The following is a 25,189-nucleotide window of genomic DNA, read 5'->3' as shown; positions in this document are numbered from 1 at the left end:
TTTACAAGTTCATTTTTTTTCGAAGTGTTTTTGCTCTTTTATCTTCTCCATCATGTGTCCAACCTGGTGAATTGAATATATAATTGAGTTTATCACTCCATTTATCTGCTCTTTTTACATCATTCCAAATTGCGGCATATTCATGGGTTGCCACTTTTACTGGATTAAACGTTTCAATGTTTACGGTTAATCCATATACAGGTTTATCAACTTCTTTTAATTCTTCAGAAAAAGTACCAAACATACGATCCCAAATAATTAAAATTCCTGCATGATTACAATCTAAGTAACGAATATTAGATGCGTGGTGCACTCGGTGATGTGATGGTGTATTAAAAATAAATTCAATTGGTTTTGGTAGCTTATCAACCAATTCTGTATGTACAAAAAACTGATAAATTAAACTGATTCCCATCATGGTAAACATCATTAAAGGATCAAATCCTAATAACGGAATCCACATCCAAAAGAAAAATTTATGAATACGTTCACCCACGCCTTGACGCAGTGCTGTTCCTAAATTCATATGTACCGATGAATGATGTGGTACATGACCTGCCCAGAACAAACGTACTTCATGATTTAATCGGTGAAACCAGTAATAGGCAAAATCATCGGCAAGTAATAATAAAATCCACGCCCACCATTGGCGTTGTACAACACCTTTTAACGGACTGATTTCATATAAATAGAAAAAAGCTACAAAAGCTAAAATTTTTGGGATAAATTCAACTATGGCAGAAAACACCATCATCAACATTGATACTCCAGTATCTTTACCATGGTATTTTTCTTTTGCTATTCGGTATTCCACGAACATAGAAATGAAAAATACAGGTAAGGCAAAGTACAATAATTTGTCTTCTGATAGCTGTTGTATGTATTCTGTTAGTGTCAATTTTAATTAATCGCTTTTACCACTGCTTTAGGCGCTTCTTTTCTAGTACCATCAAATCCATCAACTCCACCAACTGTAGTATATTTCATTACATATTTTTTGTCTGGATGAATTCGTTGAAAAGCACTTTGACACATTAAGGTTGCTTCATGAAATCCACATAAAATTAACTTTAATTTTCCAGGGTATGTATTCACATCACCTATTGCATAAATTCCTTCTACATTTGTTTGGTAGTCTAAAGCGTTATTTACTTTTATGGCATTTTTTTCTATTTCTAATCCCCAATTGGCTATTGGCCCTAACTTTGGCGCCAATCCAAATAGTGGAATAAAATGATCACATGCTAAAGTAAATGGCTCTTTATCTTTTTGCTCCACTACAACACCTTCTACCTTACCTTCACCAACAATTCCTGTTACTTCTGCTGGTGTAATTAGCATTAATCTTCCTTCGTCTTTTAACTCTTGTACTTTATCAACAGAATCTAACGCTCCACGGAACTCATTTCTTCGGTGAATTAAAGTTACCGATTTTGCTACATCAGTTAAGAAGATAGACCAATCTAAAGCAGAATCTCCTCCTCCAGCAATTACCACATCCTTATCGCGATACAACTCTGGTTCTTTAATCATGTATTCTACCCCCTTATCTTCATAATTAGCAATATTAGGAATCGGTGGTTTACGAGGCTCAAAACTTCCTAAGCCTCCCGCAATTGCTACTACTGGTGCTTGGTGTTTTGTTCCTTTATTGGTGGTTACGATAAACGTTCCGTCATCTTGCTTTTCAATAGTGTCAGCACGTTCTCCTAAAGTAAAACCCGGTTCAAATTGTTTAATTTGTTCCATTAATTTATCGGTCAAATCTCCGGCTAAAATCTCTGGATATGCTGGGATATCGTAAATTGGTTTTTTAGGATAAATTTCTGAACACTGCCCACCTGGTTGTGGTAATGCATCAATTAAATGACAACGTAATTTTAATAATCCTGCTTCAAAAACCGTGAATAATCCTGTTGGTCCTGCTCCAATAATTAATATGTCTGTTTGTATCATTTTAGTTACAAATTGTCTTTTTATATTGACAATTCCTGCCTTGGTATCTAAGACAGGAATGTTTTATGTATTAGTAATTGAGTGACTTGTTTGAACTCTCTCACTTTTTTAAAACCAAAAAGCTAATGACGAAAGTATATTCGAACACCCAAAATTACAGTAAAAATTCAGCTTAAAACCTGACTTTTATCAGTTAAGCTACGTTTATTACCTCTTTAATTTCTGGCGCGTATTTTTTTATGGTTGCTTCCACTCCATTTTTTAAGGTCATCTGGTTAACAGAACAACCACTACAAGCACCTTCTAACTGTACTTTTACTGTATCATCTTCAATTGATAACAACTTTATGTTACCTCCATCACTTACTAAAAAAGGTCGAATTTCTTCCAACGCTTTCTCTACATTATTTCTTATGTCTGCTGTTGCCATAATACTTATTTTGTGCTACAACCACTCATGGTAGTAATTCGTACTACTTCTGTTGGTGGTAAGTTTGCATTTCTTTTTAATAGTTGCGAAACCATTTCTTTAGTTACTTCTGTAAAAGCATCTGCTAGTGGTGTATTTTCTTGTAAAGCTACTGGGTGTCCAACATCTCCTGCTTCACGTATGCTTTGTACTAATGGTATTTCTCCTAAGAAACTTGTTTCAATATCTTCGGCTAAATTTTTAGCACCTCCTTCTCCAAAAATATAATATTTATTGTTAGGAAGTTCTGCTGGTGTAAAATACGCCATATTTTCTACGATACCTAATACAGGTACGTTGATACTTTCTTGTTTAAACATTGCTACTCCTTTTTTAGCATCTGCTAAGGCAATGTTTTGCGGTGTACTTACTACAACTGCCCCGTTAATTGGCACTGCTTGTACTATTGATAAATGTACATCTCCTGTTCCTGGAGGTAAGTCGATTAATAAGAAATCTAACTCTCCCCAATCTGCATCAAAAATTAATTGATTTAATGCTTTTGAAGCCATTGGCCCACGCCAAATTACTGCCTGACTTGGGTCGGTAAAGAAACCTAGTGATAATAATTTTACTCCGTAACTTTCAATCGGCTTCATTTTTGAACGTCCATTTACGTTTACCGCTAATGGCTTTTCTCTTTCTACATCAAACATTAAGTGCTGTGATGGTCCATAAACATCGGCATCTAACACTCCTACTTTGAATCCCATTTTTGCTAATGAAACAGCCATGTTTGAGGTAATGGTAGATTTTCCTACTCCACCTTTTCCCGAAGCTATAGCAATAATGTTTTGAATGTTAGGAATTTCTTTCCCTCTAATTTGATTTGGGTTTTCTTTTTGTTGAACTTCCACCTTCACATTCACTTTTACATCAATCTTCTGATCAACGTGTTGGTGAATAGCCTTCATTATCTCTACTTCAACTTTCTTTTTGGCTTGTAATGATGGATTCGAAATTGTTACATCAACAATTACCTCATTACCAAAACTCACAACGTTAGTTACATTCTCGTTTTCAATTAAGCTTTTACCTTCTCCAGGTGCTGTAATTGTTTCTAACGCTTTGTATATATCTTGTTTTTTAAAACTCATGTTATGCTATATGCTTTAAGTAGCTAATAATAAACCCTCTACTTATTTATATTTAATCCTAACTGCAAAGATACATTTTAGACCGCAGAAAATAAAGTGTTTAAATAGTGAATATTTATGACCTCATAAGCTTGTTTTATGAACATAATGTTATTAAAGATTAAGAAATGTAACCTTTTTCATACCCGTAGTTTAATAACGCCTCATATGGGTCTTCTTCTAAACCTAAAAGTTTTGCAAAAGCAGGTTCAGTTTTGAGTCCTTGCTGTTTTAAAGCAATAATTTCCGATTTAAAATCTTCGTTGTTTTTTAATAAGATTTGATACTCGATGAGCATATGCAAATACGAATCTTGCTCTTCTGAAGGTTTATTTTGTACAAAAATTTCTATTGGAAAGGTTTTATACTCAAGTGTAATAATTGTTGTTTTTAAGTTTTTATATGATGGAATTGTCTTTACTTCAAACCCAGGAAGTTTTCCATGTTTCTCACGCACAACTTTTACAATGTCTTCATGATTTTCACTTTGACAAATAATGTCTAAATCGCTTGACTCTACATCAATATTGATAGGTATTGTACCTGCCAAAATAGGGTTAAAGTTTTTTAATAGTTCAAAAAGATTTAACTCTAATAATACTTTATGAGCTTCTTTTTGTCGGATAGTTCCTTCTTTTAAGTATATTATATCTTTAAAGTTTATCACAACTCTTCGCTTGGATTCCAAAACACCTTTTCAAAATTTTGTATTTGGTTATCTACTACCTTAATTCCTTCGCTTTCTAACAATTGTTGCATTAGGTTTGTCCCATCAAAATGGTGTTTTCCTGTTAACAGTCCTTTTCTGTTTACTACTCGATGTGCTGGTACTTTTTTTTCTGAAGAGTTATTCATTGCCCACCCCACCATTCGTGCAGAACGAGCTGCTCCTAAATAAGTAGCGATAGCCCCGTAACTTGTTACTCTTCCATAAGGAATTAAGCGTGCGACTTCATACACTTTTTCGAAGAAATTTTTATCTGCCATTTGGTAAAGATAGCTTTCTTTTAGAATTAAATTGGAATATATAAAGAACACCTAAAACAAAAAATCCTGCAAAAAAGCAGGATTAATAGTTTAGTTTGAATTTTATATAGGTAATCGGTTTTCCGATTTCTAAATATTGTTTCTCGTAAAATGTTTGCGTACCTGTAACTTCTTCAGGACTATACACATTTTTATAAACATCGTGGTTGGAGTGTAAAATTTCGTGCCCTTCACCATGTAACAACCCTAAAGTATACCCGTGCATAAATTCGCTATCGGTTTTTAGGTTGACTGTTCCTTCTGAATTTAAAATACCATGGTATTTCTTTAAAAACTCAGAATTCGTCATACGGTGTTTTGTACGCTTATATTTAATTTGTGGATCTGGAAAAGTAATCCAAATTTCAGAAACTTCGTTTTCAGCAAAAATATAATCCACCAACTCTATTTGGGTTCTGATAAATGCAACATTGTTCATGTCGTTTTCAAGGGCTGTTTTAGCTCCTCGCCAAAAACGTGCTCCTTTAATATCAATACCAATAAAGTTTTTATCAGGATTTTTTTCTGCTAACGCAATAGTATATTCACCCTTACCACAACCCAATTCTAAAACTATCGGATTGTCGTTTTTAAAGAAGTCATTCCACTTTCCTTTGTGTTGAAAGTCGTTTACAACTTCTTCACGAGTTGGCTGAATAACATTAGCGAACGTTTCATTTTCTTTGAAACGTTTTAATTTGTTTTTACTTCCCAAAGTGTATAGAAATTAGGCTCTATCTTCAGTTCCTTCTTTTTTGAAACGTGCTGCTTCTTTCATCCAGTAAGCAAATAACACTAATAGGATTAATAAAAAGAACCAGTTTACAGCGTTAGAAGTCCACCAACCTGCATCTGATTTAGCGATTGTTAAACGTAACCAATTAAACGGAGCGAATAAAAAGTCGGTAAATAAACTACCAATCCATTCAAAAATATTGCCTGCTATCATATCTTAAGTATCTTTACAGCTGCAAAAATATAAAAAGAAACAATGTTAGCCAATTTTTTCGGTAAATCTAAACCTATAAATTTTATTGTACTGTTTGTACTTTTTTTAGGGTATTTTGTTTTAAATATTTTTTCTAAAGAATTATCATTCAACCTTCTTACTGAATTAGGGTGGTTTTTAGTCGTTTTTTCTGTTTATAATTTTATCATTGCCAAAAACTTACTAACCTACGATAACTCTTTTGCCTTTCTGTTTTTTGTAATATTGATTGGTTTTTTTCCTGATGTTATTAACATAAACAAAACTTTTTATGCGAATTTAACTGTACTACTCTTCTTGCGAAAAGTATATAGCTTACAGTCTTCTAAAAATGTTTTTCATAAATTGTTTGATGGTGGTTTATGGTTAGGTATTTCATTTTTAATAGAACCTTACACTGCTTTGTTAATCATACTACTATATCTATCAATTTTTCTACATCAACGATTTACATATCAAACCTTGTTGATTCCTATAATTGGAATTTTCGGACCTGTTTTTTTATACTTTACCTATTGTTTTTGGTATGATGAAGTAGAAAAATTCACCTCTCTTTTTAACTGGAATTTGTATCCTGATTTGAGTTTTTACTCACATCAAAAGTCATTGTTCCCTATTCTTTTTATTAGTTTCTTTTTAATTGCTTCTATACTTTTAAAAAGTCCTAGAGCTCTTTCTGTCCCTAATAAATTTAGAAAAAATTGGATTTTAGTTCTGACACAGTTTGTAATTTCAACTATAATTTTTCTTTTAGTAGAAGATGGTTCTGGAACTGAATTTTTATATGTATTTTTCCCAGTATCTGTTATTTTAGCTAACGGAATCGAGTTTTTCCAGAAGAAATGGTATGCTGATGCTATTATTATTTTATTCTTAATAGCTTCATTTGCTGTAAGTGCTATTATGTAATCTACAGTTTTGCTCCGTAAGCTAAATCTCCTGCGTCGCCTAAACCTGGAACAATATATCCTTTATCATTTAACTTTTCATCAATATCTCCAATCCATAAAGTAGTTTCTTCAGGAAAGTGTTTTCCCACATATTCAACTCCTTCTTCTGAGCCTATTACTGATACGATTATTATTTCTTTAGGTCTTCCATATTTTTTGATCCCTTCATAAACCTCAACCATTGAGCGACCTGTTGCTAACATAGGGTCTACTAATAATAATGTCTTTCCATCAATTGACGGTGCTGCAAAATATTCTACCACTATTTCAAACTCTTCATCGTTATTTGGGTGGTGACGATATGCTGAAATAAAGGCATTTTCAACATCATCAAAATAATTCAACATTCCGTTATGTAACGGTAATCCTGCTCTAAGAATTGAGCATAACACGATATTATTAGTTGGTAAATTTGTTTGTTTTATGCCTAAAGGAGTAGTTATATCCTTAGTACTATAATTCAAATCTTTACTAAGTTCATAGCCTAAAACTTCACCTATTCGTTCTATATTTCTACGAAAACGCATTGAATCTTTTTGAACCGTAACATCTCTAAGTTCTGCTAAGAATTTATTAAGAATAGAGTTTTGCTTTGCTAAATGATGAACTTTCATTGACTTATTTTTTTAGAACTTTACAAAAGTAACAGAAATTTATTAGGATTTCACAAAGTTAGTTAACGCTTCTAAGAGTTCTTTTTTCGCTTCAATATGACTCATATGACCGTTGGGTAATTCGACTAAAGGTGTATTTGTTCTATTCGATTCTTTTACAACAGATTCATAGCTTAATATCGAATCTTGTTTTCCTGCAATCATCAATCGTTTATCAATTGTTTGCAAAACTTCCTCTTTATTTTCACGTAAACGCATTCCTTCACTTGCTGCAATGTATCCTCTTACTGGAGTTTTTAATGCTTCTATTCTTATTTTATCTATTACTTCTGAAAATTGTTCTCGAGTTTGTTCAGCAAATAAATTACCTATCGACATTTTCACTAAGGTTTCATAGTTTTCTTTTGCCATCTCGTTAGCTCTGAGGCGCAACTTTTTTCTTTCTTCGCTGTCTGCTTGTGAAGTAGAGTTTAGTAAACATAATCCTTTTACATTCTTCGGATATTTTTCTGCAAAAGCAAGCGCAACGTACCCTCCCATTGAATGCCCAATAAAAATAGCTCTACGAATTTTTAATTCTTGTAACACAGTTTTTACTGCTTCTGCCATTTCCTCCATCGAATGAATATATCCAATACTCCCTGTTTTTCCATGACCTAACAAATCAATACAAATCACACGATTTCGTTTAGAAATCTTCTCAACAACAGTATTCCACATGGTATTATTTTCTAAAAATCCATGTAATAAAACAACACTATTTCCTTTACCAGTATCTGTATAAAAAACCGTGGTTTCCTTAAATTTTACAATCATTTTTTAATGTATATTGCTCGCCTATTAATTTGTTAAACGATGCACAAAACTAAGGAGATATTTATAAACGGGTTTGCTTTATTTTCAATGTTTTTTGGAGCTGGAAATTTAATTTTACCCCCTCTTTTAGGAAAAAATGCAGGAAACCTATGGATTTGGGTTACCCTTGGTTTTTTTGTTACAGCAGTCTTTATTCCTATGCTAGGAATTTTAGCACATGCACGATTACAAGGCACCATGTATGATTTTGGTAAAAAAGTATCTCATTCATTTAGCCTTGTTTACTGCTTTATAATGTACGCTATTTGTCTTGCCTTACCTGCACCTAGAACTGCATCTGTAACGCACGAAATGGCTATTGCTCCTTATTTTGACAGTAGCTCTTTGCTTACTAGTAGTATTTATTTCGGATTGGTTTTTATATTTTCAATAAACCGATCAAAAGTATTAGAATTGTTAGGTAAGTTCTTAACACCACTCATCATCTTTATTTTATTGGCGATTATTTTTGTTGGAATTTTCACCGCCCCTGAAGCTGTAAATCCATCATCTTTTAAAATGCCTTTTGTAGATAGTTTGTTAGAAGGATATCAAACTTTTGATGCTATTGCTTCGATAGTTGTTGGTGGTGTTTTAGTCGTTTCTATGAATTTTAACACCAATACTTCCTTTGAAGAAAAAAAAGAATTAATTACTAAAGCTGGATTAATTGCAGGTTTCGGTTTGTTAATTATCTATGCGGGTCTTATTTACAACGGTGTTCTGTTTAGTTCTACTTTTGGAGAAGATGCTACTAGAACAGAAATTTTAAATTCTTTAAGTTACCAAACACTAGGAAACATTGGAAGTGTATTTTTAAGCGTTTTGGTTGCTTTAGCATGTTTTACAACAGCTGTTGGAATTATCACAGGTACAGCTGATTATTTCAAGGGAATTAACAATAATTCTCAAAAAGTTTTTATAATCACTGCTATTATTGGTTGTTTATTAGGAATTGCCGTAGGCCAGTTCGATGTAAAATATATTATAAACATTGCATTACCAGCGTTGATGTTTATTTATCCGATAACTATCATTTTAATTATATTAAATGTGCTTCCTGAAAAATACACCTCTACTACTATATTTAAAATTGTTATTGCTGTTACTTTTCTATTTAGCATTCCAGACTTTTTAGGATTTATTATTGATACTGAATATTTATCTGAAATTAAAAACACCATTCCGTTTGCCAACCAAAATTTAGGATGGGTATTGCCAGCTATTCTAAGTTTTGTAATCGCTAATTTTATTCAAAAGAAAAAGCTTAACTAAATAGCTCATTAGACTTCTGAATAAATCATAAACTAAAAAAAAGCTCGCGATTGCGAGCTTTTTTTATTCTTTATTTAAGTTGAATATTTTAAAAACGATATCCTAAATTTATTCCTACCCTAGGTACAACTGCACGAGATTCTGAAGTAAATAAATTTCTACCTAAACCTCCATAGATATCAAGTACAAAACCTCCTGACGACACATATTTCGATCCGAATGCAATACCCAAAGCTCCATCAGTATATTCTTTGTATTGCTTAAGAGTTGTTCCTTCTACCGTAACTTCTCTTTCACCTGTATTTATACCCATAAAAACTTCTCCAAAATAATTCCAATTACTGCTATCGGTAAAATAATGACGGAAGAATGGAGTAAACATTTGTTTTTCGTTGTATTTGAAGTCAGCCGATCTTTTTTCAAAATTAAACAATGCTGAAATACCGATTGACGAACGTTCTGTTGTATAATATTCGTACGATAATTCTAATGTTTTAAAAGCTAAAGCATCAAATAAATCTGCTTTAATTTCTTGTTGCGCTTGCGCAAAAGAGCTAACAAAAACTACAGCTACTAAAAGTATTTTTTTCATATTAAATTTTACTAATTACTTCCTTTTTATACTTATCAAGTATAATACCACAAACTTACATCTTTTACAAAAACTGCAGTAATAAGTTAGTGTTAAAGGTTTTTAAGAACAACCGCAATTGGTATCACATTTATCTTTTTTAGTCTTGAAGAAAAACTTTTTAACTAAAAAAACAACTGCCCCTAAAACAACTAAATATGTTAAAATTTCTTGCATTAGCTTAAGATTTGATAGGCTACAAAAGCAGATAAGTAAGCTAAAATACCCATGCTTACTAATTGAACCAATGGCCACTTCCAGCTTTTTGTTTCACGTTTTACGATTGCCAAGGTTGCCATACATTGCATTGCAAATGCGTAAAACAACAATAAAGATATTCCTGTAGCAAAATTGAATCGCTTTTCACCAGTATCTGGATTAATTTCTGACTCCATTTTTTGTTTAATCGTAGTTGAGTCTTCACCATCATCTTCAACACTATAAATAGTAGCCAGTGTACCAATAAACACTTCACGAGCAGCAAAAGAACTAATTAATCCGATTCCTATTTTCCAGTCATAGCCTAATGGTTTCACCACTGGCTCTAATGTTTTTCCTGCTATTCCAATATACGAATTTTCTAATTTAGCTGAAGCTATTTTCTTCGACAATTCTTCTTCTGATAATTGTTGATTTGCTACATTTTCAACTACATTTTTTTCTGCACTTTCAAAAGCCGACGGTCCGTGAGATGCTAAAAACCATAATACAATTGAGATTGCTAAAATGATTTTTCCTGCTCCAGAAACAAATGCTTTGGTTTTATCTAACACATCAAAAAACACATTTTTTACTGATGGTACTTTGTAATTAGGCATTTCAACTACAAAAAGCGAATTGTTTTTAATTTTTAATGTTTTATGCAATACGTACGCCGCTATAATTGCCGCTGCAAAACCTAAAACATACAGAGCTAACAAAGTAAAACCTTGTAAACTTAAAAAACCAAATAATTTAGTATCAGGAATTATTAATGCGATTAGAATTGCATATACTGGTAATCGTGCAGAACAAGTTGTAAATGGCGTTACCAAAATGGTAATTAAACGTTCTTTCCAACTACCAATAGTACGAGTTGCCATTATTGCTGGTATTGCACATGCAGTTCCTGAAATTAAAGGAATTACACTTTTACCACTCATTCCGAATTTACGCATAATCTTATCCATTAAAAATACCACTCTACTCATATAACCTGTCTCTTCAAGAATAGAAATAAACAGGAATAAAATGGCTATCTGTGGAATAAAAATCACTACCCCACCAACTCCAGGAATAATACCATCTGTAAGTAAGTCGGTAAACATTCCTGCTGGTAATTGTGCTTTGGTAAATTCTGCAATATCTGCAAATAAACCATCTATAAAATCCATTGGAGTAGACGCCCAATCAAAAATTGATTGAAAGATCAGCAATAGTAATCCAAAGAAAATTACATACCCAAATATTTTATGTGTAAAAACTCTATCAAGCTTACTACGCATATCTGTAGCTTTTGAAGCATCTACCTGATAGGTTTTCTTTAAGATATTATTTATTTTTTGATACCTGTAGATTGTTTCTTTATGCTGATGTTTTTTCTGTACAGCCTCATCTTCTTCAAACTCCTTTATTTTTTCCTTTTCTTCATCAGAAAGTAATAATGTACGCTTTTTAGTAAGCAACATCCATATTTCATAAGCTGAAAACTCAGTACTAATTGAGGATAGTTTATTAAAATAATTGGTGTCTATTTTTTCTGCTAACTCATTAAAGTTTGAATGAACTTGTAACGATTCATAATTGGCAATTACACTTTTCAAATCATCTACCCCTTCATTATTTCTTGCCGACATTAACACTACTTTAGTGTTCAATTCTTTTTCTAAAGCAGGTATATCTATCGAAATTCCTTTACGCTGTAGCTGATCTGCCATGTTTAAAGCTAAAACCGTTGGGATTTCTAAATCTTGAATTTGAGAAAACAACAATAAGTTTCGCTTTAAGTTTTCAATATCTGCAACCACAACAATCATATCTGGCTTATCTTCTCGATGCGCTGTCATTAAAGTTTTTAAAACGATACTTTCATCTAAAGAAGTTGGATTGATACTATACGTACCAGGTAAATCTGTAATTGTAGCACTTTTACCATTTGGTAGTTTAGAGACTCCTTGTTTTTTATCGACAGTAACCCCTGGATAGTTTCCTACCTTTTGATTTAGACCTGTAAGCTGATTGAATAATGATGTTTTTCCTGTATTGGGATTTCCAATTAATGCTACTTTAATACGATCGCTCATCGGCTATAATTTAAGTATTGATATTTGACAAGCGGTTTCTTTTCTAATTGCTAAATGACTCCCATTTACACAAATGTACATAGGATCTTTTAACGGAGCTATTTGAAGCAATTCAACTTCTGTTCCAGGCAAACACCCCATTTCTAACAACTTTAACGGAATCTTATCTAAACACTCTTCAGATATAATTCCTTTTTCTCCGATTTGTAATGATGCAATTGTACTCAAAAAACACATATTTTAAGCTAGCAAATATACTAAAATAGAATCATTCTAAACAATATATTGAAACAATATATGATTTGCTCACAATCGGTTGTTCTCTATGTTTGATATCTTATATTTGTGGTATGATTTTTAACGATATTATTGGGCAAGAACATATAAAAAAACACCTACAGCAATCTGCTGAAAACAATAGAATTCCGCACGCACAACTCTTTATTGGTAAAGAAGGTAGCGGAACATTACCTATGGCAATAGCCTATGCTCAATATTTATTGTGTAATTTTTCAGATAACGCTGAAGCTTGCAATATTAAGTGTAATAAATTACAGCATCCTGATTTGCATTTTGCTTTTCCAGTTACTACAAACGATTCGGTAAAAAAACATCCTGTTAGTAATTTATTCTTAGATGATTGGAGATCTTTTATTGAAAAACAACCTTACGGAAGTTTGTTTAATTGGCTACAACACATAGGCGTAGAAAACAAACAAGGGCAAATTGGGGTAGACGAAGCAGAAGATATCGTAAAAAAACTACAGCTAAAATCGTACGAAGGTGGTTTTAAAGTAATGGTTATTTGGATGGCGGAAAAAATGAATGTTGCCGCTTCAAATAAATTATTAAAACTCATAGAAGAACCACCTAGTAAAACAGTATTTATTTTAGTGACTGAAGATGAAGAGCAAATTATAAATACTATAAAATCTAGATGTCAAGCTCTACATTTTCCTGCATTAAGTGAAAGTGATATTGCAACTACTTTAGTTCAGCAAAAAGGAATTTCAGAAAATGAAGCAATTAAAATTGCGCATCAATCCGAAGGAAATTATAATAAAGCATTACATATATTAAACAACAATTCTAACGATTTAGTTTTCGAACAATGGTTTATTACATGGATTCGCGCTGCCTTTAGAGCCAAAGGAAACGCTGCTGTTATTCAAGATTTAATTGGTTGGTCAGAAGAAATTTCAAAAACAGGACGTGAAACACAAAAACAGTTTTTACAGTATTGTTTACAATTTTTTAGACAAGCTTTATTACTTAATTACGGAACCCCTGATTTAGTTTTTTTAGAAACACAATCAGCAAATTTCGAGTTATCAAAATTTGCTCCTTTCGTTCACAGTGGTAATATCATGACTATTGAAAAAGAAGTAAGTGACGCACAATATCATATTGAAAGAAACGGAAACGCTAAAATTATTTTATTAGATTTATCAATCAAACTAACACGTTTGTTACACACTAAGGAAGAAAAACTTCAATCATAATAGTTATGAGAACACAATATTTTATTGCAACATTAATTTTCGGAATGTTTTTTGCCGCATGTAAACAAGAAAAAAAAAGCAACGAAAAAGTGGACGAAATAACTTCAACAAAACCTTTGCTGAAAAATTATTTGATTGGTAATTGGGAAACAACCTATTTAAAAATAGAATATTTAACAGCTAACGATACTGATAGTACTTCTGTTTTTGAAGACGATTTTAGCAAACCAGAATCAGGAAAAGCGCAATCTTCTTATAAAAATGATGGAACCTTTGCTGCTTGGTTCGTACAACCTGACGGAAAAAAAGTAGGTGAAACCGCTGGGAAATGGAAAACTAAGGGAGATAGTTTGTTTGTAGATTATTTGTATTTAGGAAATCAGGTACAAGCTTGGTACACAATAAAAATAGCTAAAAACGGCTTTGAAGCTACCTCTACTTACGATTGGGATAACGATGGTGAAAAGGACGATACTCTATTAATGAAAACTAAAAAAATTAAATTATAAGTTTGCCTATTTTCAACAACATATCGCTACGAATTAGAATATTCTTGTCAATGATACTTTTAGTATTATTGGCTTCTATTTTAATTGTATTGGTTACAATTTATCAATACGACGAACAAACTAAAGATTATAATATATCAAGGTTTGAACGTAAAGAGTTCTCAACAAAACAAGACATAGAAATAGAGTTAAAACGCAGAACAACTTACCCTGTAACAACTCAAAATTTATCTAAAATATTTCAAGACAGAATTTATGACATTGCCTATGTACATAAGCTTACGGTTTCGATGTATGATATGGAGGGTAACTTATTAAAGTCTTCCATTCCTTATAATTTCGACAAAAAAGAGGGTTCAAATCTACCCAAAGAAACCATAAAGGATCTTGCTAATAACTCTAATCATAAAATTTTAAAAAGTAGAACCGAAAAAGGAATTACTTACCAATCTTCGTACTCATATATTAATGATCCTCGTTTTAAACGAATTGGAATACTAGAACTACAAATTGCTCAAGACAACGAAGAGCAACAGAACGAACTTCGCGAATTTATTTCGCGTTTGTCATTAGTGTATTTATTAATGCTCATCATTGCTATTGTTTTAGCTTATTTCTTATCAACATATATTACGCGTTCTATTCAAACAATTTCAGAAAAAATTAAAGAAACACGCTTAAATAAACGCAACGAAAAAATTACGTTAAACTCAGCCAGTTCAGAGATTAATTCATTAGTAGCCGCCTACAATAACATGATAGATCAGTTAGAAGACAGTGCTGCTAGACTTGCTAAAAGTGAACGTGAACAAGCTTGGAGAGAAATGGCAAAACAAGTAGCACATGAAATTAAAAATCCGCTTACTCCAATGCGTTTATCAGTTCAAAGTTTTGAAAGAAAATTTGACCCAAACGATCCAAATATAAAAGAAAAGATGTCTGAATATAGCGAAACTCTTATTCAACAAATTGATGTAATGAGCTCTATTGCCTCTGCCTTTTCTGACTTTGCTAAAATGCCAACACAGCGTCGTGAAAAAATAAATGTTGTTGATGTTGTTAAGCATTCATTAGATATCTTCACCGAAGATTATATAGAATACCTTCCTCAAGAAGAAGAGCTTTACGCCAGTCTTGATAAAACACAATTAATACGAATTGTTACCAACTTGGTTAAAAACTCTATACAAGCAATAAAAGAAACTGATAAAAATCCTAAAATAGAAGTAAAAGTAGCTTCAGAAGGTAACAGTGTTAAAATTACGGTTTCTGATAACGGTAAGGGAATTAGCGAAAAAAACAAAGAACTTGTTTTCGAACCTAAATTCACCACAAAAACAAGTGGTATGGGGCTAGGTTTATCGATGATAAAAAATATTATTGAAGCGTATGACGGATCTATTTCTTTGACTTCAACCAAAGGAGTAGGAACCGTTTTTACCGTAATTTTACCAAAAACATAAATAGTATCATGAATTTTAAAAATATTTTAGTTGAACAAGACAACGGATTAGCAACTGTTACCATTAACAGACCAAAAAAATTAAACGCTTTAAACAAAGCAACAATTGAAGAATTACACAATGCTTTTAAAGCTTTGGAGAATGATTCAGCAATTAAAGTAATTATCATTACTGGAAGTGGCGAAAAAGCTTTTGTTGCTGGTGCAGACATTTCTGAATTTGCTCATTTTTCTGTTGAAGAAGGAGGAATGTTAGCAAAAAAAGGACAAGAAATTTTATTTGATTTTGTTGAAAACCTATCTACCCCTGTTATTGCCGCTGTAAATGGTTTTGCTTTAGGAGGAGGATTAGAATTAGCTATGGCTTGTCATTTTAGAATCGCTTCTGATAATGCTAAAATGGGCTTACCAGAAGTATCTTTAGGAGTTATTCCTGGGTATGGTGGAACGCAACGCTTACCTCAATTAGTAGGTAAAGGAAAAGCCATGGAGTTAATCATGACAGCAGGTATGATTTCTGCTGAGGAAGCAAAAGACGCTGGTTTGGTTAACCATGTAACATCACAGGAAGAGTTACTTCCTTTAGCTGAAAAAATAGCCTCTAAAATTATGCGCAACTCTTCTGTTGCAATCAGCGCAGCAATTAAAGCCGTAAACGATAATTTTAAAGATGGTGTAAATGGTTTTGAAAGCGAAATTACAGGGTTTGGAAACTGCTTTGGTACCGAAGATTTTAAAGAAGGAACTACTGCTTTTTTAGAGAAACGTAAACCAAATTTTCCTGGAAAATAACAACCATATCATACAAACAAAAAAAGCATCTAAACTGAGTTTAGATGCTTTTTTTACAATAAGGGGATTACATTAATAAGCTAGGGGTTATTAACTGAAGCAAATATATATTAATTTCAATAATAACCAAATTTTAACGTGAATTTTTTATTAAAACAACCATATTTTTACATTATTAATTAAAAAAAACCTAACCCTCTCCATTCCATTCATTATAGAATTGATTTAAAAAACCTTCCATATAGACATGTCTTTGTTCAGCAATAACTTTTCCTGTTTGAGTATTCATTTTATCTTTCAATAGCAATAATTTTTCATAAAAATGATTAATAGTAGGAGCTGTAGACTTTTTATATTCCTCTTTCGTCATGTTTAAATTTGGAGCAATCTCCGGATTATAGAGTTCTCTATTTTTGAATCCACCATAATTAAAACAACGAGCAATACCAATAGCTCCAATAGCATCCAATCGGTCAGCATCTTGAATCACATCCAACTCTGGTGATGTAAACTTTTGGTTAAAATTCCCTCCTTTAAAAGAAATGTTTATAATAATCTTTTCTATATGTGTTATTATTTCTTCTGAAACCTGTTGTCTTTCAAGAAAAGATCGTGCTTTTTTAGGCCCAATCATTTCATCTCCATCGTAAAACTTACTATCAGCTATATCATGTAGTAACGCCCCCAAAGAAACTACAAACACATCTACATTTTCATCTTTTGCTATCAACAATGCATTCTTATATACTCGTTCAATATGAAAAAAATCATGTCCCCCTTCAGCTCCTTGTAAAGTTTCTTTTACAAATTCAATGGTATTCTGTATTATTTGTTCTCTGTTCATACTTCAAAAATAAAAATCCTGTGCTTGTAAGCACAGGATTTTTAATGTATTATTATACTTTATGATTAAGTAGTAACCGATGATTTTACCAAATTATTAGCTACTAAATATTCTGCTATTTGAATTGTATTGGTTGCAGCTCCTTTGCGAAGATTATCTGCAACAATCCACATATTTAAAGTATTTGGCTGAGATTCATCTCTTCTAATTCTGCCCACGAAAACCTCATCCTTGTTATTTGCTAAAATAGGCATAGGGTATACATTATTTTGTACATCATCTTGTACAACCACACCATCAGTTTTATCAAGTAACTCTCGTACTTTTTCCAATTCAAAATCGTTTTCAAATTGTACATTAACCGACTCAGAATGTCCACCGGCTGTTGGAATTCTTACAGCTGTTGCTGTAACAGCAAAGGAATCGTCACGTAAAATCTTTTTAGGTTCTTTTACAAGCTTCATTTCTTCTTTCGTATATCCATTTTCTAAGAATACATCGCAATGAGGTAATGCATTTCTTCCAATTGGATGTGGGTACGCCATTTCTCCTTCAACTCCAGCTTCTTCATTATCTAATTGCTGAACAGCTTTTACACCTGTTCCTGAAACTGACTGATAAGTTGAAATCACAACACGTTTCATGTTATATTCTTTATGTAATGGTGCCAAAGCCATTACTAACTGAATAGTTGAACAGTTAGGATTTGCAATAATTTTATCTTCGCTTGTTAATACATCTCCATTAATTTCTGGAACCACTAGTTTTTTTGTTGGATCCATTCTCCACGCTGAAGAATTATCTATTACCGTCGTACCTGCTTCAGCAAACTTAGGAGCCCATTCTAAAGAAGTATCTCCTCCTGCAGAAAACAATGCAATATCTGGCTGCATTGCTACAGCAGTTTCTAAACCAACCACTGAGTAATTCTTTCCTTGAAATTCTATTTTATTTCCTACCGAACGCTCCGAAGCAACAGGAATTAACTCTGTTACCGGAAAATTGCGTTCTGCTAAAACTTGTAACATTACATTACCTACCATACCGGTAGCGCCTACTACTGCTACTCTCATCTTTTTACTATTTGAGTATAAAATTAATTGTTTGTATGCCACAAAGGTTTAAAAAAATTAAATTGGTTGTATCTCGTTTATGTAAAAAAATACGTTAAAGTTTAAAATTATATCACTTTTCGTTAAAAAGTATTGTTTTAAACAGTAAAACTCAAAAAATCAGTACATTTGCACCGGTTTTTTATTAAAATCACAACATATTTGTTTAACTTAAAAAAGTATAGCATGCAACTGTACAACAAGTTAAGCGCCGAAGAACGCGCTAAATTAATAGACGATGCGGGTAAAGACCGTATTACCATTTCATTCTATCAATACCACAAGATAGAAAATCCAACTTTATTTAGAAATAAATTATTCCTTGAGTGGAATGAGCTAGATGTTTTAGGAAGAACGTATGTTTCTTACGAAGGAATCAATGCTCAAATATCTGTACCATCTGAAAACTTTTTAGCTTTAAAAGATCAATTAGATAGTATTTCTTTTTTAAAAGGAATTCGTTTAAACGTGGCTATTGAACACGACAACAAATCCTTTTTAAAACTAAAAGTAAAAGTTCGTAACAAGATCGTTGCTGACGGATTAAATGATGACACTTTTGATGTTACTGATAAAGGAGTGCACCTAAACGCGAAAGAATTTAATGAAATGCTAGCAAACCCTAATACTGTTTGTGTAGATATGCGTAACCATTACGAAAGTGAAATTGGGCATTTCGATGGGGCTATAACTCCAGATGTTGATACGTTTAGAGATTCTTTAGATCTTATTGAAGAAGATTTAAAAGACCATAAAGAAGACAAAAACTTATTAATGTATTGTACAGGTGGTATTCGATGTGAAAAAGCATCTGCTTACTATAAACATAAAGGTTTTAAAAATGTATTTCAGTTAGAAGGAGGAATTATTGAATATACACGTCAAGTAAAATCAGAAGGTTTAGAGAACAAATTTTTAGGAAAAAATTTTGTTTTTGACCATAGAAGAGCTGAAAAGATTTCTGATGATGTAATTGCTAATTGCCACCAATGCGGAAAACCTTGCGATACACATACTAACTGTGCTAACGAAGGTTGTCACTTACTATTTATTCAGTGTGATGAATGTGCTGAAAAAATGGAAAATACATGTTCTCCTGAATGTCAAGAAATCATTCATTTACCTTACGAAGAACAAAAAGAATTGCGTAAAGGAAAACACGCAAGTAATAAAATATTTAAAAAAGGACGTTCAGAAGCTTTAAAATTTAAAAAGTAATGCAAAAGATTGAGTTAATGGCTCCTGCTGGTAATTTTGAATCGTTACAAGCAGCTTTAGATAATGGATGTGATTCTATATACTTTGGTGTAGAGCAATTAAATATGCGTGCTCGAGCATCTATCAATTTTACCTTAGATGATTTAGAAGAAATTTCTCGTAGATGTACTGAGAAAAATGTTCGTACGTATTTAACATTAAACACTATTGTATACGATCATGATTTATCTATCGTAAAAACCTTAATCAAAAGAGCTAAAGAAGCTAATATTACTGCCGTAATCGCAATGGATCAAGCTGTAATTGCAATGGCTAGAGCTGAAGGTATGGAGGTTCATATTTCTACTCAAATTAATATTACCAACATCGAAACAGTTAAGTTTTATGCAATGTTTGCTGATACTGTGGTGTTGAGTAGAGAATTGAGTTTACGTCAGGTAAAAAAGATTACAGAGCAGATTGAAAAAGAAGAAATCAAAGGACCTTCTGGTCGTTTGTTAGAAATTGAAATTTTTGGTCACGGTGCACTTTGTATGGCGGTTTCTGGGAAATGTTATATGAGTTTACACTCACACAACTCATCAGCAAACAGAGGAGCCTGCAAACAAAATTGTCGTAAAAAATATACGGTAATCGATCAGGAATCTGGTTTTGAAATGGAACTAGACAATGAGTATATCATGTCTCCAAAAGATTTATGTACCATCGATTTCTTAGACCAAGTTGCAGATGCTGGTATTAAAGTATTGAAGATTGAAGGTCGTGGTCGTGCTCCTGAATATGTAGCTAAAGTTATTAAGTGCTACCGTGATGCTATTGATAGTTTATATGACGGAACCTACGATAAAGAAAAGGTGATTAGCTGGATGCAAGAACTGGAAAAAGTATATAATCGTGGTTTTTGGAACGGGTATTATTTAGGTCAGAAATTAGGTGAGTGGAGTAAAGAACCTGGTTCGCATGCTACTCAAAAGAAAGTATATTTAGGAAAAGGAATGCATTATTTCCCTAAGGCTAAAATTGGTGAATTTAAAATTGAAGCATACGATTTAGCTGTAGGTGATACCATTTTAATTACTGGACCTACTACAGGTGCTCAAGAAATGGAATTAAAAAGTATGTTTGTAAACGACAAAGAAGCACAAACTGCTACCAAAGGTGATGAAGTTACGATGAAATTAGATTTCAGAATTCGTCCTTCAGACAAATTATACAAAATTGTAAAAACTGAATTTGCTAAAAACTAATGGTTGTAATTACCTTACAAAGAAACAAATGTATTGGTTGTAATTATTGCGTGGAGTTAGCTCCAGCACAATTTCAAATGTCGAAAAAAGACGGTAAATCTGTTTTATTACATTCCGCAGAAAAGAAAGGTTTCTTTACCATAAAGTCTCACGACGACAGTATTTTTGAAGCCTCTCATGAAGCTAAAAAGGCATGTCCTGTTAAAATAATTGAAGTAAAACAAGTATAGTTTTAGAGAAAAGACCCTCTTCGCTGTTAGAAAAAAGAATCAAGACTAACAAAAGCCCTCGTAAGAGAGCTTTTGTTATTTTTACAGAATGGAATTACAACCTCCTTTTCGTAAAATTATTCACGTAGATATGGATGCCTTTTATGCATCAGTAGAGCAATTGGATAATCCTGAATTAAAAGGAAAACCTGTTGCAGTTGGGGGGAGTGAAATACGTGGTGTCGTTTCGGCGGCAAGCTATGAAGCTAGAAAGTTTGGGGTTCGTTCTGCTATGAGTGGTGTTTTAGCTAAACAAAAATGTCCGCATATTATTTTTGTTCCTCCAAGGTTTGATCGCTACAAAGAAATTTCTTCAAAAATTAGAAAAATATTTTATGATTACACTGATTTGGTTGAGCCTTTATCATTAGATGAGGCGTATTTAGATGTTACTGAAAACAAAAAAGGAAATCCTTCAGCAAGTATGATTGCTCAGGAAATTCGTCAGCGAATATGGGAGGAATTAGAGTTACGAGCTTCTGCAGGAATATCAATCAACAAATTTATAGCAAAAGTAGCTTCTGACATTAACAAACCTAACGGACAAAAAACTATTAATCCAGAAGAAGTTATAGAGTTTTTAGAACAACTTCCTGTAAATAAATTTTATGGAGTAGGTAAAGTCACTGCTGCTAAAATGCACAACTTAGGCATATTTACTGGGTTAGATTTAAAACAAAAATCATTAGACGAACTCAGTAAATTGTTTGGGAAATCGGGGTTGCATTATTACAACATTGTTCGAGGTATTCATAATTCGGAAGTCAAGCCAAATCGCGTTAGAAAATCTATTGCTGCTGAAACAACTTTTAGAGAAAACTTATCTTCAGAAGTTTTTATGTTGGAACGACTTAATAAAATTGCGGATGAATTGGAACGTCGAATGAAAAAGTCGAACACAAAAGGTAAAACGGTAACTCTCAAAATCAAATACAGCGATTTTACGCAACAAACTCGTAGTAAAACCACCAATCATTACTTACAACTAAAAAAAGACTTCTATCCTATTGTAAAAGAGTTACTGTATCAAGATACTCTTAACAACTCTGTCCGTTTACTAGGTATTTCTTTCAGTAACTTAAATACAGAGAAAAAAGATCCTGTTTGGGTACAGTTACGGTTTGATTTTTAAATTATAGGTATTTTTAAAGTAACTTTAGTTCCACTTGTATTCCCTTTTTCGTCAATTAAGTCTGAATAATCTAATGAAAAATTGTTTTTATATTCATTGGCGAAGTTTCGCAGTCTTTCTTTGGTTAAATCAATTCCTATCGACCTTCTATTGAGCGATTTATTTTTTCTAATTTTCATAGCTGCATCTCTTCCAATTCCATTATCAATAATATCTATTTGAATGAATTCATCAGATATTTTATTTACAGACAAAATTACTTCCTTCTCACCTTTTTTAGATGATAAACCATGCCATATAGAGTTTTCTAAAAAAGGTTGTAATATTAATGGAGGAACTTTTATCCTTTCTATATTTACATTTGGGTCTACTTTTTCTATATAAGTTACTTCGTTAGATAATCTTATATTCTCTATACTCATATATAAACTCATTGTTTTAAGTTCTTCACTCAAGGTTACTTCTTTTACTGATGAAGACTCTAAAATACTCCGAATTAACTTTGAGAATTTATTTAAATAATGAACTGCATTTTTCTGCTCATTATTTATTACATACAACTTAATTGAGTTTAATGCATTAAATACAAAATGAGGATTCATTTGAATTCTCAAAGCCTCCTGTTCTAGCATTAATATTTTCTTATCATTATTAAGTAGACGGTGCCTATACATAGAATATAATAGCAATCCTAACATTGCTATAGAAACTAAGGCTATAATTAAAACGTTTCTATTTCGAAGTAGTTTTAGTTTAGCGATTTCATTTTCTTTTGCTAAACTTTTTATTTTATTTCTGCTTACCTCATTATCATATTTATTAATAAGGTTATTTACATATGAAATATTTTTATCGTTAAATGTTTTACGCTCTCCTTCTATTGCTTTTTTATAAAAATTATATGCTTTTTCATAATCCTTTTTTTTCTCATACAACTCAGATAAGTATAAATTAGACTGATTAATTTCTGAGGGAATTTTATGTTTTTTAGCTATTGCTAAACCCTCATCTAAATACTTTTCTGCTTTATCTAAACTATCTAACTTTAACTGTACGTTACCCAAAGTAATATACACCTCTGAAGTATAATACTGATTTCCTATTTTTTCTGAAAGAGGTACTACTTCATTTATATATTCATAAGCTTCTTTATATTTTCCTTGTAATAATAAAACATTACTAATACTAGTATGACAAATAACCTTTCCTATACTTGAATTATTTTGAATATTATACTCTAACGATTTATTGTAATGTTCTAATGCTGCATCAATTTCTCCTAAGTTTTGAAAAGCTAGCCCTATATTCTGATGATTTATTGCTAGCCCTCGTTTATCTCCTGTTCTACTTTGTATTAAAATTGATTTTTTAAATTTCTCTAATGCTAATTGATATTGTTTTAAAGCTAAGTAAATATTACCAATACTATTGTTAGAAATACTTATACTTATCTTGGTATCTATATCTGGTCTCTCTATTTTATCAGCTAGCTCTAACGCCATTTGATGATAATTTAAAGCACTTCTAACCTTGTCTTGGCGTCTGTAAACTACTCCTATTTGATTGAGAGTAACAATCTCAGCATTTACATCATTCATTTCTCTTGCTAGTTCTAAAGCTTTTAAATGATTTTCTATAGACTTATCAAAAAAAGAATTATTTCTGTAACTTCTTCCTAATAAATTGTATGCATAAACCTCACCAAGTTTGTATTCGTTTTTTTTACTTTCTCCTAAAAGCAAGTCTATTTCTTCTCTGTCAAACCTTCCTTTTTCAAAAAAACGATATAGTTCGTAATAATTATCAATCTTTTTATTTACTGCTAACTGAATAAGACTATCCTTACTTTCTCGATGGTTTTGAGCATAACTAGAAAATAGTATAAAAAAAAGAAAAGGGATTATTACTAACTGCTTCATTTAAAACTAAAATTTTTCCAAGAAATCAGATTTTCTTTGACGAGATACCGGAATTTTATGGTTGTTCTCTAACACAACATATCCGTCTGATTTTAAAAACTCTTTGATTTTATTTAAGTTAATAATGTATGAATTGTGTATTCTAAAAAAATGATCTTCAGGTAATAACGAATTAATTTCTTTTAGCTTTTTTGTTACTACAATTTTTTTATTTCCAGAAGTATGTATTGTTGAATAATTCCCGTCAGATTCTACAAACAAAATTTCATCTTCAGATAAAAAAACTAATTTTCCATCTGTATTTATTGTTATTTTTCTTCTGTTGAATTTTTTATTGAAGCTAGATAATATTTTTTCAACCTTCTCTGTATTATTATACTTCTTATGGTGAAGTTTAATTCTGCCTATAGTTTCTTCTAAATCATCAGAGTCAATTGGTTTTAAAAGATAGTCTATAGCTTGATTTTTTAATGCTTTAATAGCATACTCATTATAAGCTGTAGTGATTATGATTGCAAAATCTTTGTTATCTAGTTTTTCTAACAACTGAAAACCATCCATCGTAGGCATTTCTATATCTAAAAAAAGACAATCAATATCGTTTTCGTTAATATGCTTAATTGCCTTTTCTGCCTCAGTAAATGTTTCGATAACTTCTATATCTTCATTAAAATTTGATAACTCCCATGAAAGGCCTTGTATCGCTTTTGGTTCATCATCAACTATTACTGCTCTTAACATTGTATGTAGATTTGTACCAAATGTAACAGATAATATCTTAAAAATAAAATCTATAGGTCATGATTTAAACAAAAGCATAACCAAACGTTTACAGAGCCATAAAATAATTACCATTTACACAAAAAAAACAACCATTTATACATCTACTCTCATAAAACTGCTTTTTTACCCTGATATTTGTAGCGTAATACACAAGGGGAATCATATTGATAAATTGGGGGATTAATCAATAATGATATTAAGTTATGAAACACTGCTTT

27 protein-coding genes are annotated in these 25,189 nt (G+C 31.9%); 10 read left to right on the top strand and 17 right to left on the bottom strand.

All coding sequences use genetic code 11. The features are described 5' to 3' along the window. Position 1: 1 nt before the first annotated feature. The 8 genes from N534_RS0106535 to N534_RS0106500 form a co-directional block, all read right to left on the bottom strand. Positions 2-898, bottom strand: coding sequence for a sterol desaturase family protein (locus N534_RS0106535; RefSeq protein ID WP_051435861.1), 897 nt, complete (start codon positions 896-898; stop codon positions 2-4). A 2-nt stretch (positions 899-900) separates the two neighbouring features. Beyond that, positions 901-1,956, bottom strand: a complete 1,056-nt coding sequence (locus tag N534_RS0106530) for an NAD(P)/FAD-dependent oxidoreductase (protein ID WP_028891715.1) — start codon at positions 1,954-1,956, stop codon at positions 901-903. A gap of 193 nt (positions 1,957-2,149) precedes the next feature. Continuing rightward, complete coding sequence (locus tag N534_RS0106525) at positions 2,150-2,386, bottom strand: NifU family protein (protein ID WP_028891714.1); 237 nt, start codon at positions 2,384-2,386, stop codon at positions 2,150-2,152. A 5-nt stretch (positions 2,387-2,391) separates the two neighbouring features. Then, a complete protein-coding gene (locus N534_RS0106520) occupies positions 2,392-3,522 on the bottom strand; it encodes an Mrp/NBP35 family ATP-binding protein (RefSeq protein WP_028891713.1) in 1,131 nt (376 codons plus the stop codon). A 160-nt stretch (positions 3,523-3,682) separates the two neighbouring features. Then, positions 3,683-4,228 carry a DUF4269 domain-containing protein gene (locus N534_RS0106515; protein ID WP_028891712.1) on the bottom strand — a complete coding sequence of 182 codons (546 nt, stop codon included), beginning with the start codon at positions 4,226-4,228 and terminating at the stop codon, positions 3,683-3,685. Continuing rightward, on the bottom strand, positions 4,225-4,548 hold the full coding sequence (locus N534_RS0106510) for an MGMT family protein (RefSeq protein WP_028891711.1): 324 nt from the start codon (positions 4,546-4,548) through the stop codon (positions 4,225-4,227). The genes N534_RS0106515 and N534_RS0106510 overlap by 4 nt, the downstream gene beginning before the upstream one ends. An 82-nt stretch (positions 4,549-4,630) precedes the next feature. Further along, positions 4,631-5,302 (bottom strand): tRNA (guanosine(46)-N7)-methyltransferase TrmB, encoded by a 672-nt coding sequence (gene trmB, locus N534_RS0106505; protein WP_028891710.1) that lies wholly within the window; start codon positions 5,300-5,302, stop codon positions 4,631-4,633. Between the two features lie 12 nt (positions 5,303-5,314). Next, complete coding sequence (locus N534_RS0106500; protein ID WP_028891709.1) at positions 5,315-5,536, bottom strand: hypothetical protein; 222 nt, start codon at positions 5,534-5,536, stop codon at positions 5,315-5,317. Between the two features lie 42 nt (positions 5,537-5,578). Here N534_RS0106500 and N534_RS0106495 point away from each other — a divergent pair, with 42 nt between their 5' ends. Further along, positions 5,579-6,484, top strand: coding sequence for a DUF6427 family protein (locus N534_RS0106495; RefSeq protein ID WP_028891708.1), 906 nt, complete (start codon positions 5,579-5,581; stop codon positions 6,482-6,484). 1 nt (position 6,485) lies between these two features. Here N534_RS0106495 and upp read toward each other — a convergent pair whose 3' ends face one another. Together upp and N534_RS0106485 are read right to left on the bottom strand one after the other, a co-directional pair. After that, positions 6,486-7,139 carry a uracil phosphoribosyltransferase gene (gene upp / locus N534_RS0106490; protein WP_028891707.1) on the bottom strand — a complete coding sequence of 218 codons (654 nt, stop codon included), beginning with the start codon at positions 7,137-7,139 and terminating at the stop codon, positions 6,486-6,488. Between the two features lie 42 nt (positions 7,140-7,181). Then, complete coding sequence (locus N534_RS0106485) at positions 7,182-7,955, bottom strand: alpha/beta fold hydrolase (protein WP_028891706.1); 774 nt, start codon at positions 7,953-7,955, stop codon at positions 7,182-7,184. A gap of 39 nt (positions 7,956-7,994) precedes the next feature. Here N534_RS0106485 and brnQ point away from each other — a divergent pair, with 39 nt between their 5' ends. Then, positions 7,995-9,269 (top strand): branched-chain amino acid transport system II carrier protein, encoded by a 1,275-nt coding sequence (brnQ, locus tag N534_RS0106480; protein WP_028891705.1) that lies wholly within the window; start codon positions 7,995-7,997, stop codon positions 9,267-9,269. A gap of 88 nt (positions 9,270-9,357) precedes the next feature. Here brnQ and N534_RS0106475 read toward each other — a convergent pair whose 3' ends face one another. From N534_RS0106475 to N534_RS0106460, 3 genes are all read right to left on the bottom strand, one after another. Then, a complete protein-coding gene (locus tag N534_RS0106475; RefSeq protein ID WP_028891704.1) occupies positions 9,358-9,861 on the bottom strand; it encodes a DUF3575 domain-containing protein in 504 nt (167 codons plus the stop codon). Positions 9,862-10,076: 215 nt separating this feature from the next. After that, a complete protein-coding gene (gene feoB / locus N534_RS0106465) occupies positions 10,077-12,182 on the bottom strand; it encodes a ferrous iron transport protein B (RefSeq protein WP_028891703.1) in 2,106 nt (701 codons plus the stop codon). 3 nt (positions 12,183-12,185) lie between these two features. Further along, positions 12,186-12,419 (bottom strand): FeoA family protein, encoded by a 234-nt coding sequence (locus tag N534_RS0106460; protein ID WP_038005584.1) that lies wholly within the window; start codon positions 12,417-12,419, stop codon positions 12,186-12,188. Between the two features lie 113 nt (positions 12,420-12,532). On the opposite strand from N534_RS0106460, the gene N534_RS0106455 reads away from it, so the two are divergent. Genes N534_RS0106455 through N534_RS0106440 form a run of 4 tightly spaced genes read left to right on the top strand, consistent with a single transcriptional unit; the run spans position 12,533 to position 16,447 of the window. Continuing rightward, positions 12,533-13,684 carry a DNA polymerase III subunit delta' gene (locus tag N534_RS0106455; protein WP_028891701.1) on the top strand — a complete coding sequence of 384 codons (1,152 nt, stop codon included), beginning with the start codon at positions 12,533-12,535 and terminating at the stop codon, positions 13,682-13,684. A 5-nt stretch (positions 13,685-13,689) separates the two neighbouring features. Beyond that, the gene (locus N534_RS0106450; RefSeq protein ID WP_028891700.1) at positions 13,690-14,193 is read left to right on the top strand and encodes a hypothetical protein; all 504 of its coding nucleotides are present in this window, start codon (positions 13,690-13,692) and stop codon (positions 14,191-14,193) included. A 50-nt stretch (positions 14,194-14,243) separates the two neighbouring features. Continuing rightward, positions 14,244-15,656 (top strand): ATP-binding protein, encoded by a 1,413-nt coding sequence (locus tag N534_RS0106445; protein ID WP_028891699.1) that lies wholly within the window; start codon positions 14,244-14,246, stop codon positions 15,654-15,656. An 8-nt stretch (positions 15,657-15,664) separates the two neighbouring features. Then, positions 15,665-16,447 carry an enoyl-CoA hydratase/isomerase family protein gene (locus N534_RS0106440; RefSeq protein WP_028891698.1) on the top strand — a complete coding sequence of 261 codons (783 nt, stop codon included), beginning with the start codon at positions 15,665-15,667 and terminating at the stop codon, positions 16,445-16,447. 190 nt (positions 16,448-16,637) lie between these two features. Here N534_RS0106440 and N534_RS0106435 read toward each other — a convergent pair whose 3' ends face one another. Both N534_RS0106435 and N534_RS0106430 read right to left on the bottom strand, forming a co-directional pair. Further along, positions 16,638-17,291 (bottom strand): HD domain-containing protein, encoded by a 654-nt coding sequence (locus tag N534_RS0106435; protein WP_028891697.1) that lies wholly within the window; start codon positions 17,289-17,291, stop codon positions 16,638-16,640. A gap of 65 nt (positions 17,292-17,356) precedes the next feature. Next, positions 17,357-18,364, bottom strand: a complete 1,008-nt coding sequence (locus N534_RS0106430) for an aspartate-semialdehyde dehydrogenase (protein WP_028891696.1) — start codon at positions 18,362-18,364, stop codon at positions 17,357-17,359. 225 nt (positions 18,365-18,589) lie between these two features. On the opposite strand from N534_RS0106430, the gene N534_RS0106425 reads away from it, so the two are divergent. The 4 genes from N534_RS0106425 to dinB all read left to right on the top strand — a co-directional run bounded on the left by N534_RS0106425 (position 18,590) and on the right by dinB (position 22,269). Continuing rightward, complete coding sequence (locus tag N534_RS0106425) at positions 18,590-19,621, top strand: rhodanese-related sulfurtransferase (RefSeq protein ID WP_028891695.1); 1,032 nt, start codon at positions 18,590-18,592, stop codon at positions 19,619-19,621. Next, positions 19,621-20,868 (top strand): peptidase U32 family protein, encoded by a 1,248-nt coding sequence (locus tag N534_RS0106420; RefSeq protein ID WP_028891694.1) that lies wholly within the window; start codon positions 19,621-19,623, stop codon positions 20,866-20,868. The genes N534_RS0106425 and N534_RS0106420 overlap by 1 nt, the downstream gene beginning before the upstream one ends. Next, complete coding sequence (locus tag N534_RS0106415; RefSeq protein ID WP_028891693.1) at positions 20,868-21,098, top strand: ferredoxin; 231 nt, start codon at positions 20,868-20,870, stop codon at positions 21,096-21,098. Before N534_RS0106420 ends, N534_RS0106415 begins: the two co-directional genes overlap by 1 nt. 88 nt (positions 21,099-21,186) lie before the next feature. Then, a complete protein-coding gene (gene dinB, locus N534_RS0106410; RefSeq protein WP_028891692.1) occupies positions 21,187-22,269 on the top strand; it encodes a DNA polymerase IV in 1,083 nt (360 codons plus the stop codon). On the opposite strand, the gene N534_RS14505 is transcribed toward dinB, so the two are convergent. Both N534_RS14505 and N534_RS0106400 read right to left on the bottom strand, forming a co-directional pair. Then, positions 22,266-24,188 (bottom strand): tetratricopeptide repeat protein, encoded by a 1,923-nt coding sequence (locus N534_RS14505; protein ID WP_051435859.1) that lies wholly within the window; start codon positions 24,186-24,188, stop codon positions 22,266-22,268. The two genes, dinB and N534_RS14505, sit on opposite strands and share 4 nt — an antisense overlap. Before the next feature lie 6 nt (positions 24,189-24,194). After that, entirely contained in the window at positions 24,195-24,929 is a 735-nt protein-coding gene (locus N534_RS0106400; protein ID WP_028891691.1) for a LytTR family DNA-binding domain-containing protein, read from the bottom strand. Positions 24,930-25,189: the final 260 nt, after the last annotated feature.

This window comes from Tenacibaculum sp. 47A_GOM-205m, assembly GCF_000518405.1.
Lineage (GTDB): Bacteria > Bacteroidota > Bacteroidia > Flavobacteriales > Flavobacteriaceae > Polaribacter > Polaribacter lutimaris.
The sequence above is the reverse complement of the archived record's forward strand: the minus strand, read 5'-3'. Positions and strand labels throughout refer to the sequence as shown.